Origin of the sequence: Burkholderia sp. BCC1996, from assembly GCF_905339955.1 — a bacterium.
Taxonomy (GTDB): Bacteria; Pseudomonadota; Gammaproteobacteria; order Burkholderiales; family Burkholderiaceae; genus Burkholderia.
The window spans coordinates 1-17,693 of sequence record NZ_CAJPHM010000005.1 but is presented as its reverse complement, the minus strand read 5'-3'; the positions used below and the strand labels follow the sequence as shown (position 1 = coordinate 17,693).

Annotated in this window: 15 protein-coding genes; 4 read left to right on the top strand and 11 right to left on the bottom strand. The window is 59.4% G+C overall.

Features of this window, described 5'->3' with window-relative positions; translation table 11 throughout:
* Nucleotides 1-2: 2 nt before the first annotated feature.
* Nucleotides 3-989 (bottom strand): 2OG-Fe(II) oxygenase, encoded by a 987-nt coding sequence (locus tag U4Z64_RS08155; protein ID WP_321819650.1) that lies wholly within the window; start codon nt 987-989, stop codon nt 3-5.
* A 36-nt stretch (nt 990-1,025) separates the two neighbouring features.
* The gene (locus U4Z64_RS08150) at nt 1,026-2,006 is read right to left on the bottom strand and encodes a hypothetical protein (protein WP_321819649.1); all 981 of its coding nucleotides are present in this window, start codon (nt 2,004-2,006) and stop codon (nt 1,026-1,028) included.
* A 133-nt stretch (nt 2,007-2,139) separates the two neighbouring features.
* On the opposite strand from U4Z64_RS08150, the gene U4Z64_RS08145 reads away from it, so the two are divergent.
* Entirely contained in the window at nt 2,140-2,991 is an 852-nt protein-coding gene (locus U4Z64_RS08145) for a LysR substrate-binding domain-containing protein (protein WP_044846850.1), read from the top strand.
* Between the two features lie 186 nt (nt 2,992-3,177).
* On the opposite strand, the gene U4Z64_RS08140 is transcribed toward U4Z64_RS08145, so the two are convergent.
* The 5 genes from U4Z64_RS08140 to U4Z64_RS08120 form a co-directional block, all read right to left on the bottom strand.
* A complete protein-coding gene (locus tag U4Z64_RS08140; RefSeq protein ID WP_044846849.1) occupies nt 3,178-3,879 on the bottom strand; it encodes an ABC transporter ATP-binding protein in 702 nt (233 codons plus the stop codon).
* Nucleotides 3,879-4,652, bottom strand: coding sequence for a high-affinity branched-chain amino acid ABC transporter ATP-binding protein LivG (livG, locus tag U4Z64_RS08135; RefSeq protein ID WP_044846848.1), 774 nt, complete (start codon nt 4,650-4,652; stop codon nt 3,879-3,881). Before livG ends, U4Z64_RS08140 begins: the two co-directional genes overlap by 1 nt.
* A complete protein-coding gene (locus U4Z64_RS08130) occupies nt 4,649-5,920 on the bottom strand; it encodes a high-affinity branched-chain amino acid ABC transporter permease LivM (RefSeq protein ID WP_044846847.1) in 1,272 nt (423 codons plus the stop codon). The genes livG and U4Z64_RS08130 overlap by 4 nt, the downstream gene beginning before the upstream one ends.
* A gap of 11 nt (nt 5,921-5,931) precedes the next feature.
* Entirely contained in the window at nt 5,932-6,858 is a 927-nt protein-coding gene (gene livH, locus U4Z64_RS08125) for a high-affinity branched-chain amino acid ABC transporter permease LivH (RefSeq protein ID WP_044846846.1), read from the bottom strand.
* A gap of 185 nt (nt 6,859-7,043) precedes the next feature.
* Nucleotides 7,044-8,162: a branched-chain amino acid ABC transporter substrate-binding protein gene (locus U4Z64_RS08120; protein ID WP_044846845.1), complete on the bottom strand. Its 1,119-nt coding sequence runs from the start codon at nt 8,160-8,162 to the stop codon at nt 7,044-7,046.
* A gap of 784 nt (nt 8,163-8,946) precedes the next feature.
* On the opposite strand from U4Z64_RS08120, the gene U4Z64_RS08115 reads away from it, so the two are divergent.
* Entirely contained in the window at nt 8,947-9,591 is a 645-nt protein-coding gene (locus tag U4Z64_RS08115; protein WP_415750557.1) for a hypothetical protein, read from the top strand.
* Nucleotides 9,592-9,676: 85 nt separating this feature from the next.
* Here the strand turns inward: U4Z64_RS08115 and U4Z64_RS08110 are convergent, their stop codons facing one another.
* Nucleotides 9,677-9,895, bottom strand: a complete 219-nt coding sequence (locus tag U4Z64_RS08110) for a hypothetical protein (RefSeq protein WP_124920914.1) — start codon at nt 9,893-9,895, stop codon at nt 9,677-9,679.
* 820 nt (nt 9,896-10,715) lie between these two features.
* Between U4Z64_RS08110 and U4Z64_RS08105 the strand changes: the two genes are divergently transcribed.
* Nucleotides 10,716-14,426: an SIR2 family protein gene (locus U4Z64_RS08105; RefSeq protein WP_321819647.1), complete on the top strand. Its 3,711-nt coding sequence runs from the start codon at nt 10,716-10,718 to the stop codon at nt 14,424-14,426.
* Nucleotides 14,427-14,542: 116 nt separating this feature from the next.
* Nucleotides 14,543-15,262, top strand: coding sequence for a DUF4145 domain-containing protein (locus tag U4Z64_RS08100; protein WP_321819646.1), 720 nt, complete (start codon nt 14,543-14,545; stop codon nt 15,260-15,262).
* A gap of 310 nt (nt 15,263-15,572) precedes the next feature.
* Here U4Z64_RS08100 and U4Z64_RS08095 read toward each other — a convergent pair whose 3' ends face one another.
* The 3 genes from U4Z64_RS08095 to U4Z64_RS08085 are packed head-to-tail and all read right to left on the bottom strand — an operon-like array spanning nt 15,573 to nt 17,553.
* Nucleotides 15,573-16,079: a hypothetical protein gene (locus U4Z64_RS08095; protein WP_321819645.1), complete on the bottom strand. Its 507-nt coding sequence runs from the start codon at nt 16,077-16,079 to the stop codon at nt 15,573-15,575.
* 46 nt (nt 16,080-16,125) lie between these two features.
* Nucleotides 16,126-16,704, bottom strand: a complete 579-nt coding sequence (locus U4Z64_RS08090) for a hypothetical protein (protein WP_321819644.1) — start codon at nt 16,702-16,704, stop codon at nt 16,126-16,128.
* On the bottom strand, nt 16,705-17,553 hold the full coding sequence (locus tag U4Z64_RS08085; protein WP_321819643.1) for a hypothetical protein: 849 nt from the start codon (nt 17,551-17,553) through the stop codon (nt 16,705-16,707).
* Nucleotides 17,554-17,693: the final 140 nt, after the last annotated feature.

Here is a 17,693-nt window from a genome sequence, read left to right as displayed (position 1 = left end):
CCTCAGAACGTGACCGTGGATGTGCGCGCGTCGCCCAGGTCTTCGAACCGGATCGGTTCGAGACCGAGGCGAAGGTACTGCATCGCCGCGTCGTCGCGAAGGCTGCGTTGCAGTGCAAGCCAGTTGACGACCGTGCGCGGGATGCCGTCGTCCGACGCGAGATGCCAGAAGCCGTTGTCGTCCTCGCGCGTGTAAGGGCAATGAAACGACAGCACCAGCGACATGCGCCGCCCTGCCTCGACCGGTTCGACGCCATGGAACAGCTTGCTGCCGTAGATCAGCAGCGCGTCGCCCGCCTGGCTCAAATCCGCCGTCTTCACATGCGCGCGTTCGCGATCGTGCCGATCGAACGTCTCGGCAGTCGATTCGTAGAACAGAAAGTTTCCGCCCTCGTATTCGGATCGATCCGACAGCACGATGTTCAGCACGAAACTGGTGCCGTCGGTGTGCCACATGCCGACCTGTTCCTTGTCGTCGCGCTCGCGCGTCGGGTAGTAATAGTTGAACTGCGAGCGCGCATTGATCATCGGATACGGGATCAACGGCGCGCCGGCCAGACGCGACAGCCGCAGCAGGAACGCGCGGTCGTGCATCATCGCGTCGATGAAGCGCGAGCGGTTCGTCACCGCACGCACCCGCTTCGAGATGATCCAGTTGCTGTGCGACGCGCTGCGTTCCAGCGTGCGGCCGATCTCGCGCAACGCGTGAACCGCTTCGTCGGAGAACAACCCGCGCAGGCTGCACACCGCGTTGAGCGCGTTCGACTGCGTGCCGCGCATCGGCACGTCGCGATAGCCGAGATCGTCGAGGTTGCGGCGATACCGCACCTGATAGCCGTCGCGCAGGAAGCCGCTCGTCCAGCGCATCCGTTCCGCAACGGTAACCGTGTCGTCCGCGACATTCGCGTCGCCGGCCAGCGAGGTCCGCAGCGCAAGCCTCACCCGATCGAACCCGCGCGCAAACACCGGCAGTGCATTTCCCTTGTTCATCGCGTGCCTCGCTCTCGTCGTTGCGGCCCCGGGGCGCTAGCCCTTGAACTGCGCAATCTGGTACACGACGCTGCCGTCCCCGCTGCGCAGTTCGTCGATCACCCGGCAGTTGCCGTGACTGCTGCGCACGTGGCGGAATTGCTCGGGCGTGTATTTCAGGCAGACGTTGGTGATCAGATGCCCGTGGACGTCAGCCTTCGACACCGGCTGCAGCGTAACCGCAACGTGGAACTGATCGCCCAGCAGGTTCAGCCGGACGATCGACACGTCATGCTCGCCGTGCGGCTCGAAGCCCTGCTGCCGGCTGACGACTTCGGAGAACCGCATCATGTTCTCGTTGCGGTAGAAGTCGTAGATGTGCGCTTCGCGGCCTTCGACGAACAGTTGCATCTCCGACACCACGTAGGTCGACTTGCCGCCGAGATTGCGGATCAGCCGGCCGATCGTCACCGGCAACTCGTTGCCTTCCTGGAACCCGAGCATCGTGATGAAGGTCATGTCTTGGCCCAGATCGATGTGGTTCCATTGCACGTTCCGGTAGTCGTCGGCGATGTAGTTGAAACAGCCGGGCGTCTTCAGGAACGGCATGATCGCGTCGCGCATCGCGTGTTCCGACGACTCGTTGATGTCGACCGCCGTGTAGCGCAGATGGTCCGGCCCGCCACCGCTGACGCCCTTCATCAGTTCGGTCGTCTTGACCGGCTCGGGCCCGAGTTCGATGTAGTGAACGTGGCGGCCGCGCGACAACGTGGCGAGACGCTCGCTCAACGCACCGATCGCTTCGCGCAACGATCCTTTTCCGTTGCGATCCGCACATAATGCAGGACTCCGAACCCCCAATTCGTTCAGGTTCCGCATCAAGGAGAAGACTTCACGCCCTGCCTCGCGTTGCCGCGCGGCATCGTCCGTGCGCTGCAACGTCGAATACTTCTCGTGATTCTCGACCGTCCATACCGACTCCGCCTTCAGCTTCCTGTCCCGCACCAATGCATCCACTACAAAATCATTGATAGACATGAATCGTTCCCCGGGATACGTGTCACGCTCGATCGAATGCCTGCCGTCGTCCGCCTGTTGACCCGAGGATAGGGACGCGCAATAATTCCGTCAATCGACATTACCTGAATCACTGATTCGGAAAATCAAAATCATGCCGCGCACCCTGGACGTCGACCTGCTGCGTACCTTCCACGCCGTCGCGAAGCTCGGCCGCTTCAAGGATGCGGCCGCGTATGTGAATCGCAGCCCGTCGTCGGTCACCGCACAGATCCAGAAGCTCGAGGAGATGGTCGCGCAGCGGCTGTTTACGCGAAACAACCAGGCCGTCGAGCTCACGCAGTTCGGCCACAAGCTGCTCGGCGATACCACCGAGTTCCTGTCGAGCCACGACCGCCTGGTCGAATCGCTGTCGCCGCAGATCCTGACCGGCAAGTTGCGGCTCGGCATCCCCGATTCGTATGCCGCGCATTTCATGGCGGAATTCCTGCCGCGCTTCGCCGCCGACCGGCCGTTGCTCGAACTGACCGTCGAAGCGCGCTCCAGCGAGGAACTGCAGCAGCTGTTTTCCCGCGGCCAGCTCGACATCACGATTGCCGTCGTGCCGAAAGCGCTGCCGCACGCGGAACTGCTCAGCAAGACCCATCCGGTGTGGGTCGCCGCGCGCACGTTCAAGTTCAATCCCGACGCGCCGCTGCCGATCGCCGTGCAGCTGCAGGGATGTCCGTACCGCGACACCGCGCTGAACGCGCTGAAGAAGGCGAAGATCGCGCACCGGATGCTGCTCGAGAGCGCGAGCTCGCCGGCGGTCGAAGCGTGCATCGCGAATGGCCTCGCGGTCGGCATCATCGAGCACGATCGCGTGTCCGGCAACCTGACGAGCAACGTCGCGGGGATCGCGCTGCCGGATCTGCCGCCGCATCTGATCACGATCCTCACGGACGACAGCAATCGCGCCGCGCTGCATTTGCGCGACGTGCTGAAAAGCACGTTCAGGATCGGCTAGGGTAGAAGAGTCATCAGCAGGTCGAGGCCGAACCGCTGCTGATAGAGGTGTTTCGCGTCGTCGTAGTGATTTTGCGTCGATCCGAGTGCTTCGCCAGGTGTAGCCGAATTTGCTACGATCGAAGCCGAATCGGCTACACCATTCCCGTAGACCGCCGGCCCGTTGCAGGCCGGCGGCTTTCTCTCGTCAACCGCCGAGATACGCCTGCTTGATCCGGTCGTTCGCGAGCAGGTTCGCGCCCGTGTCGGCGAGCACCACGCGCCCCGTTTCGAGCACGTAGCCGCGATCGGCCACACCCAGCGCCTTGTTCGCGTTCTGCTCGACGAGGAACACCGTGACACCCTCGTCACGAATCGTCCGGATGATGTCGAAGATCTGCGCGATCACGAGCGGCGCGAGGCCGAGCGTCGGCTCGTCGAGCAGCAGCAAACGCGGCTTGCTCATCAGCGCGCGGCCGATCGCCAGCATCTGCTGCTCGCCGCCCGACATCGTGCCGGCCCGCTGCGCCGCGCGTTCCTTCAGGCGCGGGAACAGCTTGAACACGTGCTCGATGCCGTCGTCGATTTCATGACGACTCGCGAAGAACCCGCCCATCTTCAGGTTCTCGAGCACCGTCAGGCTCGGGAACACGCGCCGCCCTTCCGGCGAGATCGCCATCCCCTGCCGCATGATTTGGTGCGTCGACATCGCGGTGATGTCGTTGCCCTCGAACAGCACGCGGCCCGACGACGCGCGCGGCGTGCCGCACACGGTCATCATCAGCGTCGTCTTGCCGGCGCCGTTGCTGCCGATCAGCGTGACGATCTCGCCCTTCTTCACCTCGATCGACACGCCCGCGAGCGCCTCGACCGCGCCGTAGTGCGTATGGACCTGTTCCAGCTTCAGCATCACTCTTCCCCCAGATACGCCTTGATCACGCGCGGGTCGTTGCGGACCGCTTCCGGCGTGCCGATCACGATCGGCCGGCCATGCTCCATCACGAGGATGCGGTCGGACACGCCCATCACGAGGCTCATGTCGTGTTCGATCAGCAGCACCGACACGCCGAACTCGTGGCGCAGCTTGTCGATCAGGTGCTGCAGCTCGATCTTTTCCTGCGGGTTGAGACCGGCCGCCGGTTCGTCCAGCATCAACAGGCGCGGCTCGGTGATCATGCAGCGCGCGATCTCCAGGCGCCGCTGGTGCCCGTACGACAGCGTGCCCGCCTGCCGGTTGGCGACCGACTTCAGCCCCATCCGGTCGAGCCACACGGCCGCGCGTTCGAGCGCTTCCTTCTCGGCGCGACGATACGCGGGCGTCGAGAACAGGCCCGGCAACAGCCCCGACTTCACCTTGCGATGCTGCGCGACGAGCAGGTTCTCGACCACCGTCAGCGACTTGAACAGGCGGATGTTCTGGAACGTGCGCACGAGGCCCTTCAACGCGATCTGGTGGCTCGGCAGCCCCGCGATCGCGTGGCCGTCGAGCACGACGTCGCCGCCGGTCGGCTTGTAGAAGCCGCCGACGCAGTTGAACACCGTGGTCTTGCCCGCGCCGTTCGGCCCGATGATCGCGAACACCTCGTTGCGGCGCACGTCGAAATCGATGCCGTCCACCGCGAGCAACCCGCCGAAGCGCATCTGCAGCCCGGCGACCTTCAACAGTTCCGTATTCGCGCTCATTGCGGCAGCTCCACGTGGGGACGGCTCGCGGGCAGCAGGCCCTGCGGACGCCACATCATCATCAACACCATCACCAGACCGAAGATCAGCATCCGGTACTCGGCGAAGCCACGCGCGACTTCCGGCAGCACGGTCAGCAGGATCGCCGCGAGAATCACGCCGAGCTGCGAGCCCATCCCGCCGAGCACGACGATCGCGAGGATCAGCGCCGACTCGATGAAGGTGAACGATTCAGGATTCACGAGGCCCTGACGCGCCGCGAAGAACGCGCCGCCGATGCCCGCGAACGCCGCGCCGAGCGTGAACGCCGACAGCTTGATGCGCGTCGGGTTGAGACCCAGCGAACGGCAGGCGATCTCGTCGTCGCGCAGCGCTTCCCACGCGCGGCCCATCGGCATGCGGATCAGGCGGCTCGTCACGAACAGCGTGAAGCCAACCAGCACCAGCGCGATCAGGTACAGGAAGATCACCATGTGTTCGCCGCTGTATTCCAGCCCGATCAGTTCATGGAAGGTCTTCGCACCTTCGACGCTCGCCGAGCGCGCCATCTCGAAGCCGAACACCGTCGGTTTCGGAATGCTCGAGATGCCGTCCGGGCCGCCGGTGAGGCTCGTCAGGTTGTTCGCGAGCAGGCGGATGATTTCGCCGAAGCCGAGCGTGACGATCGCGAGATAGTCGCCGCGCAGACGCAGCACCGGGAAGCCGAGCAGGAAGCCGAACGTCGCCGCGGCGATCGCCGCGATCGGCAGGCACTCCCAGAACGACAGCCCGAAATACTGGTTCAGCATCGCGTACGTATAGCCGCCGACCGCGTAGAACCCGACATAGCCGAGATCCAGCAGCCCCGCGAAACCGACCACGATGTTCAGCCCGAGGCCGAGGATCACGTAGATCAGCGCGAGCGTCGCGACGTCTACCGCGCCGCGCGAACCGAAGAACGGCCACACGAGGCCGACCGCGAGCAGCACCCAGATGATCGCGCGCTGCTGCTGCGCGCCCATCGCGGGCATCGCCGGCAGCTTCACCGCCGATTTCGCGCGCACGAGCCACGGCTTGAACAGCTGGAACAGGAACACGGCCGCGACCGCGATCCACACCGGACGCCAGTGCGGCGTGAGCACCACCTGATAGCCGTCGAGCTTCAGCTGCAGGCCGAGCACTGGAATCGTGAGGATCGCCGTCAGCAGTGCGGCGGCCGCGGCATTCTTCAGCGCCTGGCCGACCGACGCGTCGGCGGCCGGGCGGCGAACGGAAATGACTTGACTCATCTGCGTCTCCCTCAGACCTTTTCGATGTCCGACTTGCCGAGCAGGCCGGTCGGGCGGAAGAGCAGGATCAGCACGAGCAGGCCGAACGCGACCACGTCCTTGTACTCGGCCGGCATGTAGCCTGCGGCGAAGGTTTCGGCGAGGCCCAGCAGCACGCCGCCGAGCATCGCGCCCGGGATGCTGCCGATGCCGCCCAGCACCGCGGCGGTGAACGCCTTGATGCCCGCGACGAAGCCGATGTACGGATTCAGCTTGCCGATCGTCAGGCCGATCAGCACGCCGCCGACGGCCGCCAGCATCGCGCCGAGCACGAACGTGAACGAGATCACGCGGTTCGTGTCGATGCCGAGCAGGTTCGCCATCTTCATGTCTTCGGCGCACGCGCGGCACGCGCGGCCCATCCGCGAATGCGAGATGAACAGCGTGAGCGCGATCATCAGCACGACCGTCACGCAGACGATCAGCAGACGTGCGTACGGAATCGTCACGTCGTAATCGCCGCCGAGATGGATGTCGAATGCGCCGGAGATCAGCACCGGCACGGACACGTCGCGCGCGCCCTGGCCGATCTGCACGTAGTTCTGCAGGAAGATCGACATGCCGATCGCGGAGATCAGCGGCACGAGGCGCGGGCCGCCGCGCAGCGGACGATAGGCAACGCGTTCGACCGCGAAGCCGTACAGGCCGGTGACGAGCACCGACACGATCAGCGCGGCGCCGAGCACGAGCGGCAGCGGATAGCCGGCGGAGATGCCGATGGCGGTCAGGGTCACGAGGCCCACGTATGCGCCGATCATGTAGATCTCGCCGTGGGCGAAGTTGATCATGCCGATGATGCCGTAGACCATCGAGTAGCCGATGGCGATCAACGCATAGATCGCACCCAGCGTCAGGCCGTTGACCAGCTGCTGGGCGAATTGAGGAAAGAAGTCAGTCATGTGCGGGAAGCTCCCGTTGGCGCTGGGTCGCAGGCCGTCGCCGGATCACGGCGTTCGGCCGCGCGCAACGCACGGTGTCGTCTCGGGCCGCCCGTCGGCCGCGCAATGCGGTCATGCGCGGCGCGAATGCACGCCCGCCCCGTCCGGGTCTCGGACAGGGCGGGCGCGCGGGCGGGTACGCCGGATTACTTGGCGGCGGTCTTCGTCGCGTCCTTGTGCCACGTGTAGACGACGAACTTGAACGCCTTCAGGTCGCCCTGGGCGTCATACGCGACCTTGCCGATCGGCGTGTCGAACGTCGTCTTGTGCATGTACGCGGCGACCTTCGTCGGGTCGGTCGTCTTCGCGCCGGCGATCGCGTCGGCGATGATCTTCACCGCTGCGTACGACGGCATCTGGAACGGGCCGTTCGGGTCGCGCTTCTTGTCCGCGAACGCCTTCACGAGCGCCGCGTTGGCCGGGTCGGCCGAGAAATCTGCCGGCAGCGTGACGAGCATGCCTTCCGAAGCCGGGCCGGCGATCGCCGTCACGTCCTTGTTGCCCACGCCTTCGGGGCCCATGAACGTCGCCTTCACGCCCTGCTCGCGCGCCTGGCGCATCAGCAGGCCCATTTCCGGGTGATAGCCGCCGAAGTAGACGAAGTCGACGCCTTGCGACTTCAGCTTCGTGATGATCGCCGAGTAGTCCGAATCGCCGGCGTTGATGCCTTCGAACAGCACGACCGGGATCTTCGCGCCTTCGAGGTCCTTCTTCACCGACGACGCGATGCCCTGGCCGTACGACTGCTTGTCGTGCAGGATCGCGACCTTCTTCGGCTTCACGTTGTTGATGATGTAGTGCGCGGCGGCCGGGCCTTGCTGGTCGTCACGGCCGATCGTGCGGAAGATGAAGTGGCGCTTCTTGCCTTCCGTCAGCTGCGGCGCAGTGGCCGACGGCGTGACCATCACGATGCCTTCGTTCTCGTAGATGTCGGAGGCGGGGATCGTCGAACCCGAGCACACGTGGCCGATCACGTACTTGATCTTCTGGCTGACGATCTTGTTGGCGACGGCGACGGCCTGCTTCGGTTCGCATGCGTCGTCCATCTGCACGACTTCGAACTTGTTGCCGCCCGCGCCGCCTGCCGCGTTGATCTGTTCGATCGCGGTCAGCGCGCCGGCCTTCACCATGTCGCCGTATTGGGCGACCGAGCCGCTCATCGGACCAGCGATGGCGATCTTCACGGTTTCCGCTTGCGCGGCGGCGGCGCCGGCGGCGAACAGCACGGCGGCGACGGAAATGGACGTAAGACGGGACAGCGTCATCTGGGAGCTCCTCGATGTTGTTTAGTCATACGGGCAAAGGCGGCATGACTTGCGCAATCGAACAGCACCCGGGGCGAGGACATGGGACACGCCCGAGACACATGAAGACGGACCTGCGGATGAATGTTGCGTAGCGGGGCCCGGCTCTTGCAGTCCCCCAAGGGGGACGTCTGGTTCGGAAAGACATCGTGATGCGTCTTGCATTGCGCAAGCGTTTCGCCTGCCCCGCTTGCCAACTGCTTGTTCGGAGGGATGGTCCGACAGCCGTTGGCAAGGCAGTCGAAATTATATGGGGGTTTTTAAATCGTCTGTCAAAAATGCCGCTTCTATGAGGGAAAACACGGAGAAACTGGGCGGGGACGAGGTGGCGATTTGGGAGCAACTCGGGTGGATGGAGAACGTTTGCGGTGGGCAATTGGGTTGCGATTTTGGGTGGGTTCGTAGCGTTGTGCCTTGATGGGTGGGGATTTGCGGCGATTTGTGGTTGTGGATCGTGCGATTTTTTGTTTTTAGGGGTCGGTGTGTTTTAAATCAATCGACTGAGGGTTGAGCGGGGGCGCACCAACGCGGGGCGGCGGGTTGGATCGGTTAATCCTTCCATATGCTGACGTTTACGGCACCTACGAAAGCTCGTTGTTATTTTTATGAAATAATGCGAACTCGCCTCTGCAATCCAGCCAGCCTCCCCGCGAACCGCGCCCGCCGCGCTTCGCCGTCGCTTCCGGGCCGCTTCAACGCCCGTCCGTCGTTCAGTCTCGCCAGCCAGTGATCTGCCGTTTTTTCAATGCACATCACCTGCTTCGGATCGCATATGAATCATCCCTTCCGTCTTTCTTCCGCCGCCGCGCTTGCTTGTGCGCTTTCTGTTTCTACCGTCGACGCCTCGGGCCGCGATTCGCTGGTCGATCGCTCGGGCGGTGCCAATGTATTTCGTTCGGAACGTCGGGCCGTGGCTCGCGATGATGGGCGCTCGGCACGCGCAACCCAGCACGTAAAGTACGCGGCGCCGGCTGAACGCAGCCCGTTCGATACGCCTGATACGCGGCCGGTGCGTGTGTCAGGCGATACGCTCGAATCGCACACTCCGTCCGAACACGAATCCGATTTCGTATTGCCCGCGAATCGCGTTGCGCTCGGCGCGGGTGGGAGCGACAGCCTTGGGCGCGCTTTGCCCGGATATGAACAGCGCGCGCAGAACTGGGACGAATACCTGCGGGCGAATGGTTCGCGACCTGTCGGCAGCGGCGGCTCGTATGCACCAACGCGGACTTACGATGCCGCGCGCGGGCCGCACGGTACGCCGAATCCGTTTGATCCGTCAGTGCCGCAACCGGAGACACGGACGTTCTATGACAACGGCGCCGGTACGCATTGCACGGCTACAGGTGGCGCGGGAACGTCGCGGTCGTCGTGCAATATTGCCTGGTGATGCATTGGGGTGGCTGATAGCGGCTACCCTGCCCGGCGCGCTGCGCGACGTCGCGCAGCGCGGCCGCGTCTTGCGGCGTTGCCTTTTACAGTTTCGTGATGATCAGCCTGCCAGGCTCAATATCGATCCGCGCCTTCTGGCCGGGTACAAAACACGCATCTTCAATCAGCCACATTCCACCAATCTTCATGTACGGGTAGAACCTCTCCGGCTTGATGTCCGTTTTCGGGGTACCCCACATTTCCTGGATCGTGACGAAACGTTCCGTCTTCGGTGGTCGTGCTTTATGATTCGGCTTAGCCATGGGCAACTCCTATGTAGTTGGCTTTGGTTAGCGGGTCGTGAGTGTTGGTAGCACTTGCGGCCCGCGCTCGTTTACTGCGGTGTTTTTTGTGGTCGGGATTCCTCCTTTGTTTTTGCCCCGATGAAAGCGATGTTTCGATAGGGCCTACCGGTTACGTTGTGTCCATTCGCGCGCGCGATGCATGCGCGATCATCATTGGACAGTGCCTATTAGACCATCGCTGACGCCCAATATTTGCGGCTTGTGCGAACGTTAGCCGTTAGGCATAGGCACGTAATTTCGCCTGCGTGCGTAGTGCCATTGCATGCGTAGATGTGGCAGGAAAAGCTAGTCGACGCGGACGTCGATCGGCCTCGGGACGCGATCATTCGAAACAGTTCGAATGAATTGGCTTCACTCACGGCACAAGCACAGTTCGATATAGAAGCGACCGCTGCTCCGTCTCTTCCGATTTCCCGACATAAGGAAGTTGCCCGCTGGGAACGTTTTTTCTACAGCCTCCACAGGATACAATCGACTGTGGATTCAACCCGGAGCGGACAGTCAGCCGATCACAAACCGAGCGCCGCGTTCGGGGCCTTTGCTGATATTCGAGTGCCGGTCACTGTGAGGCAGCAGCTGATAGGCGCTTTACCACCATTCGCACTGTCACAACCTCGAATGTCAGGTGCCGATGCAAGTGGATGAGTACGCACGTCCCACCGGCTGCCGAAAGTCACGTAAGTAATAACGCAGATTATCGACGCCGCAACCAACACGCTTTCCCTCGAATCACAAACAACGGTTAAAGTAGCACCCTACCTGTTCTTCGGAAATCAATATGGCAACAGAGCCTAAAATTTTGGACCTGCCTGATTATCCTGCGATTCGAAAGCTCGCTTCCGCGCTACATCGCCTTGATTCGCACCAGCACGGCGCCGCTATCATGGTTGGTGCCGGATTTAGTCGCAGTGCGGCTCATCATGTCGGCGACAGTAAGAAGATGCCTCTTTGGGGTAACTTCACGCAGAAGCTTGCCCGCGATCTTTACCCTGACGATGCGAATCTAAATTTCGCCGACCCATTGAGGGTTGCCGAAGAGTTTAGAACTTACTTCGGCACGGGCGCCCTTAACGACCGAATTCGGTCTGAGATAGATGATCAAGCGTGGCGAACCGGTCCCCTCTATAAATCGCTCTTGTCGCTCCCGTGGACGGACGTCCTGACCACCAATTGGGATACTCTGCTAGAGCGCGCTGCAGATAGCGTTCACGGTCCGTACTACACCGTAGTCACCAAGGCGTCGGATTTGGCTTGGGCTCAGTCTCCGCGAATCGTGAAACTGCACGGCACGATTGGAATCACTGACACCCTCATCGCCGCGCAAGAGGACTATCGAACGTACCCAGAACGTTTCGCACCATTTGTCAACATGGCCAGACAAGTGTTCATCGAAAACGAGCTGTGTCTGCTTGGATTTTCCGGTGACGACCCGAACTTTCTACAATGGGCGGGGTGGGTGCGTGACCACTTGGCGAATCACGCTCGAAAAATATATCTTGCCGGGGCTTTAAATCTCTCCCCAGCTCGCCGTAAGTATCTGGAATCAATCAATGTCGCTCCCATTGATCTGTATCCCACAGTGGCATATCTCGAGGACCGTGATCTTCAACATCACGAAGCAACCAGACTGTTCCTACAGGCGATGCGGGATGCAGAAAAGTCAAAGCCTAAGCCGCACGAGTGGTACCCAACTTCTCTCGTTCGCACGAACAGTAGCGCAGAAGATCATGCAAAGTTGCACAGAGATCCGGAATATGGTGCGCAGGCCTTGACGGAGCAGATTCCAATCTTGCAACAAGATCGAATGTCGTACCCGAATTGGGTTGTCTGCCCTCCATCGCTACGATCCGCGATTGCTAATCAGGTGAGCACACCATTCCCCAATCCGCAAAATATTGCGGCGCTAACCCCCGATAATCGCTCTGCCCTACTGTACGAACTAGCGTGGCGCCAAGCTATCGCCCACTTCCATATCCGACCGTGGCTCGTTGATGCGCTTTTTTCTCTGGTTTATCCGAGCCCATCTAACGCTATCACCAAACGTCAGCAAGGTGATATTGCCCTCTGGCTATTGAACAACTCGAGATGGGATACAACCGAAAGCGAGGAAAGGAAGCGGGCCATTAAAACACGCAGCGCCGCACTTATCAAGGTCATTGAGGACAATGCGATTTATATCCAGGATGCGAACGCAGAAATAGCCTATCATCGCGCCCTGATTGCCCGCGACTCTTTAGACTATATCAAGTTGACGGAAATGATTCCCCGCATCGCTGGCAAAGACCCAGTCTGGAAACTGAGGAAAATGGCGATGCTCGCGGAACTCGGTCGATCGGCAGAAGCGATTGACCTGATCGCCTCTGCGTATGGGGACCTTCGTGAACAGCATCGCCGAAATCAACAATCCATCCAGATCATGTCGCGTCTTCTATGGGCGCGTTGGCTGCTGGATGCTGTTAGTGATGGCAATGATGACCAGGGCATCGAAGACTTACCATCTTTTGTAGAAAGTAATTTCCGAAAGTGGAAGTGTGACCCGTGGTCATGGTTAGATTCGTTCCGTCGTGATGTCGACCAGCGACGCGAGGCGTACGATAGACAACAGAACCCCATCGAGCCACAGTTTCAGCAAGGCCACTACCTCGACCACTCAGAGGACGGTGCAAACAATAGTCCCGACTCCTCGGATTTTCTCTTCCTCGATGGACTCACCAGGGTCTGTGGAATCCCGTTGCGCCTAAGGGCTCGCGGCTTCAACGTTAGTCTGTTCGTGCAAGCGACCACTAACCTGCTACTTCACGGTGGAACAGGGGATGACCTCATAGACTTGGCATTAACCGTCCGCTCTTCGGTCAGCAACGATTCGGAAGCTATCAAGGATGGGCTTGGACGCATCCGTGTGGCGTGTCTTGAGCCGCACGCTGTGGAGGCTTCAGTCCGTCAACTTACCTCCGCCATCAAGTATTGGCATCAAGAATGTAGACAAGCGTCCGACGAGGCGCGAGACCACCGCTTGAGCAGACTCCGCGTCTTACTGGAAGTATTAGGACGGCTCGTTGTTCGAGTGTCGTCAACGGAAGCGAAGGACCTGTTTCGACTAGCAACAGAAATGGGCCACGACCCCGAGTTACAGGACCACTGGCTGTCAAAATCGCTCGAATCACTTCTCGTGAATTCGATGACTAGTATTCCATCATCTGAGCAAGGAGAATTGCTTCTTGACGCGCTTAAGTTCCCTCTCCCTCAGGAAATCAAAGCTGGCACCACCTGGTTATGGCCAAATCCCGTTATTGAGCACCCTGGGACACGCGAAAGGTCGTCCGTTCTGGATGAGCGCGTCGCCGGCCTAATTCGCGCCGTTAGGGAGGCCAACGGGACAGAGAAAAGCGCATCGCTGCTTCGGCTTCTGCCTTTATCTGCAACCGACAGTTTTCTCACGGCAGGCGAATCTGTTGACTTATTTCATGCAATTTGGGGCGGTTATCAAAACTACGAAGAACTGCCGGAAACAGGTCTGTATCCTCATACGTTGGCCGTTCTACCAGCCGGCGATCGCCCCCGTGTCGAAAAGCTCATCCGTTCTTGTTTGTACGACCATGGCCCTGAGATTCTCGATAATACGCAAAAAGACCTTCGAGTCCTTCCTTCGCCGGAAATCCGCGCAGCCATGTGGACTTACAACGGCATGGCTGCGGCTGCGAGCAGTGATAAGACTCGGTTATACCCTGACGCTAACCAAGCCCTCGCGTTATTTGATCGCCTGACGAGTTGGAGACCCGTCACGGTAGCCGAGAATATTTCGGATATGGTCGCAAACGCCCGGCATTCGCTTGCCTTGAGCATCGGTCGCGCTCTATCGTACGCTATTGTTCCCTCGTTATCTTCTGAAGCCAAGACATCGGGCCGATTTGAACAACTCCACGGGCTTTACTCTGATGTCGACGGCGCAATGACTGCTTTGCCTGCTCTCGCCAGCTTCGCAGAGATCGATTCGAGCACCGCTAGTGCCGTGGCGAGAGATATTGCCATCGCCCTTCGGGGCGGAAATCCGACATTAGTGAGTCAAGCCGCTATCGCTATACATAGATGGATGAAGTTACCTGACAACAGCCAATCCACCGAATTTAAGAGGCTCGTAACACTGGTGATTGGCATCATCGAATCAGGCCGGATGATGGAGCTGCAACAACTTCTGTGGCTATCGGGAGAGCTATTAACTGCCGGTCGTTTCTCTGATGAGCAGCAACAGACTCTTCGCGAAGTGATCCCGGAAATCTATAAGTCGACCGATTATGTGAACATCATTCGAAGGAGTCGCCAGGCTGTCGTGGCGTCTACCGTACGCGTTGTGTGCGTGAAGTTAGCCTCGACACTCGCAGCCATGTTTCCTGATGACGAGGCGCTCCGCGGACTGATTGCCGATTCGAAAACGGATGCGCTGCCCGAGGTTCGCTTTGCTGCCGCGGACAAGGCACTTGTTGTCGATTGAGGCGATGCAAAAACCTAGCCACTATCGCGAATGGCTACGCCAAGACCTACGCTCACCATATTGAGAATCGGCTGTTATTCTTTCGGCCTGAGAAGCAAAGAAAAAAGGATCAAACGATGGCGGAACTCATCACTGACTGCGCGCGGTGCGGAAGCAAACGAATTTCCTTCGATGTCCGGGGAGCGAACCACGTTGGCAGGCCATACGACTGGCAGAATAAATATGAGGTGTTCGGCGTCTGCCGCGGTTGCCATAGGGGCAGCATATTCCTTATCACGCAAACTATCGTCGACCACGACTTCGATAACTTGGGCGCTGTGATGGCCTACAAAGGCTCGCTGACTGATATGTTCCGCGTCGATGGCCCGATCACACTGAAAGACCGCGACGTTGCCCCACCACCTGAGCACCTGCCGGAAAACATCGACAGCGCATTCCGTGAGGGTGCGACCTGTATGGGGGCGCGATGCTATAACGCCTCGGCGACAATGTTCAGACTGTGTCTCGACTTCGCAACGAAAGCGCTGATGCCCGCTGAGACACCCGGCCTCAACGCGCAAGGCCAGCGGAGCCTTGGCCTACGGATGAAATGGATGTTCGAGAACAACGTGCTTCCGGCAGCACTTCAAGACTTGGCGGAGTGCGTGAAAGACGATGGCAACGATGGTGCGCACGACGGTACGCTGTCGGCCGTCGATGCAGAGGACCTACAGGAATTCACATTTGAACTGCTCGAGCGCCTTTACACCGAGCCGAAACGTCTTGAGATCGCGAAGGAGCGGCGCGCGGCGCGACATGCGGCGGCCGCCAAAGCGAAGACAGCGAAGGCTAGCTAGCCGACAAGTCCAAGCCTTGCGATCGATCCAACATTTGATGCGGACCAGTCGGAAATGGCCGACGCTGTAGCCTTTGTAGTTGGTCTTTGTTAGTGCCCATCCAGAATCCACGCTACTGCCCAGCCTCCGCCCCTGGGATGCGCCCCCCCCAAAGAGTAGCCCCGCCGAAGCGGGGCTTTATCTAAAAGCTGGCCGGATTCGAACCGGCTTAAACGGCGTTGCAGGCCGTCATTTCTTCTCGAAAATCAGTGAACTACGGTCGTTGACCACGGAGATAAACGCTCTACCACTCGTGTTCCGCCGCCGAAGTTCAGCAGCGAATGAGTTCAGTCATGGCGAACAGCTCATAACGCACGCTCCTGGCAGCCTGCGTACTATGAACCAGCTGGCACACATCCGCGTGGGCACGATTATCAGGCAGACCGGTATCGTATACGCCGAATGCTTGAGTATTGTCGCACTGCACGCGTCGAATCTGCTCTACGCTCAGCTTACCGAGCGAGTGCAGCGTCACCTGCTTTTCAGCATTTTCTGGTTTGGAATTCCGCTCGTTCGCCCGTCTTTTTGCTCTCTCGATAACCTCGTCGATTGTGGTAAGAGCGAGTCGATCACTCGAAAAGCCTTTGTTAGTCACGTCATCAAACCATATAGGCTTAATCTTATTTTCAGTGTCCACAAAATTCGGGTGCGTCACTTGACGGACTATTGACTCATCGTTCGCCACAGGGCCGGGAGAGTGATCAGATGCAGTTTCATCTTCCCATGCAAGAGCTTCAGGAATTTTCTGCAATGCCTTCACTTTCTGAGCGTCACCCACGTGTTGCGCAAAGAAATCTTTACATGCGTTCCCCGCCATAGCGTCCCTATGCGTTATGTTTGCGGCCAAGCATTTGGAAGAGCTGGTCTTGACTTAAATTCCGGACATCGTCAATCCGGTCGAAGCTTTCAACGCCAGAATTCTTGTTCTTCGCAAAAAGAGAAAATGCGCCGCCCCCTTCGAAGGCGATGTCAGCATAAAACTCCGGAAGATCCCAATAAAGACCAATGTCACCAGATGATCCAATCATTGGCGTGGGTATAGCGATGCCTCCAGGTAGCTGATCGAGGAAGCTAAGCGCATCGCTCAGATGTTCCTCATTGGCAATCGAGGCGCCATTACCATCCCAGTCCTCGCCGAGTCTTGAGTAGCTGGCGAGTTCCTCTCGAGCCAATGTGAGTCGATCCACTTGCATCCCCGCTTTCTCATAAGCCGGCTTGATGTCGGTCTGTAATAGATCGCTCTGAACGTCGATGTATGAGTATGCAAACGACGAATTAAACTCTGAAGGACTATTTATAGGTGCGTCATACCCGAAGGCTAACCAATTCGGTGCTTCCGTTACGCTGGGGTGAGCAAGCACGGCCATGTTGAACGCAACGCTCGCCACGGTGGCAATGTTCATTTACTCCCCCTCCCGAAGGGTCAATCCAATTTTGTCTCTGACCGCATCCGTAAACAAGCGATGCAGAATGGATTTATTCGCCTGATGAAGTTCTGGCATCACGACACGGAGGGCGGTCATTGCACGCTCCAGTGACCAAATTGGCGTCCCAAAAGTAACTTTGTGCGTCAGCATGGTTCCGATTTGACGCACCCCGTTTAAGTCGCCAACGTTGATGTTCACATTGTTCAGTAAATGGCCGGGCCATTCACCATCGTACGGCTCGATGTAGCCGTGATGCGAATGCCACGCCGATTTCAAGTCGTAGACGTTCGCCGGAATGTATGGTGACTCAGAGGCAAAGACCTCGCGTAACTGTAGATTCGCGGGATCATCTCGCCAAAAGAAGAGATCCTGATATTGGAGCGTGAAAGCATTAAGTGAGCGCCCGGTCAAAATGACGGGCAAAACGATCTCAAGCCAGCCGCAAACTTTGGGCCAAACCGCGTCCCATCGGGAGTATTCATTCAAGGCGACCAGGCAGCTCTCTCGCTGCACCTGGATCATCCGAGTAAACGATCCCGGAGCGGCACCACTGGTGTGCAAGAACTGAATCCCACCGAGTTGCGTCGCGGGCGTAGGGGGCAGCTTCGGCTTGTGATGCTTGGTAATCGCTTGCTTTGGCGCCTCAACGTTGACAGTGATGAGTTGCTGCTCTTGGACGACGGGAAAGTTACTACGAAATTGGGGTGCGAGTCGTTTGATGGCTTCGAGCGCTGACCGGTCCAAGGGTGTGGCCCACTCAAGGACGAACGCAACATTCTGAACGGCGTGATCGCCAGCGAAGGGATGGAGCGAATCTATGGTCATTTTATTCTTGCATGTTCATGCCGGCGCCCACCTGAAGGAGCGGTGACTGCACAGCACGCATTTGTCCTCAATATAAGTGCCATGTTATGGATAAGGGGGCTCATGCGCAATATCTAGCGCGCCAAACAGCGCATTTTTTG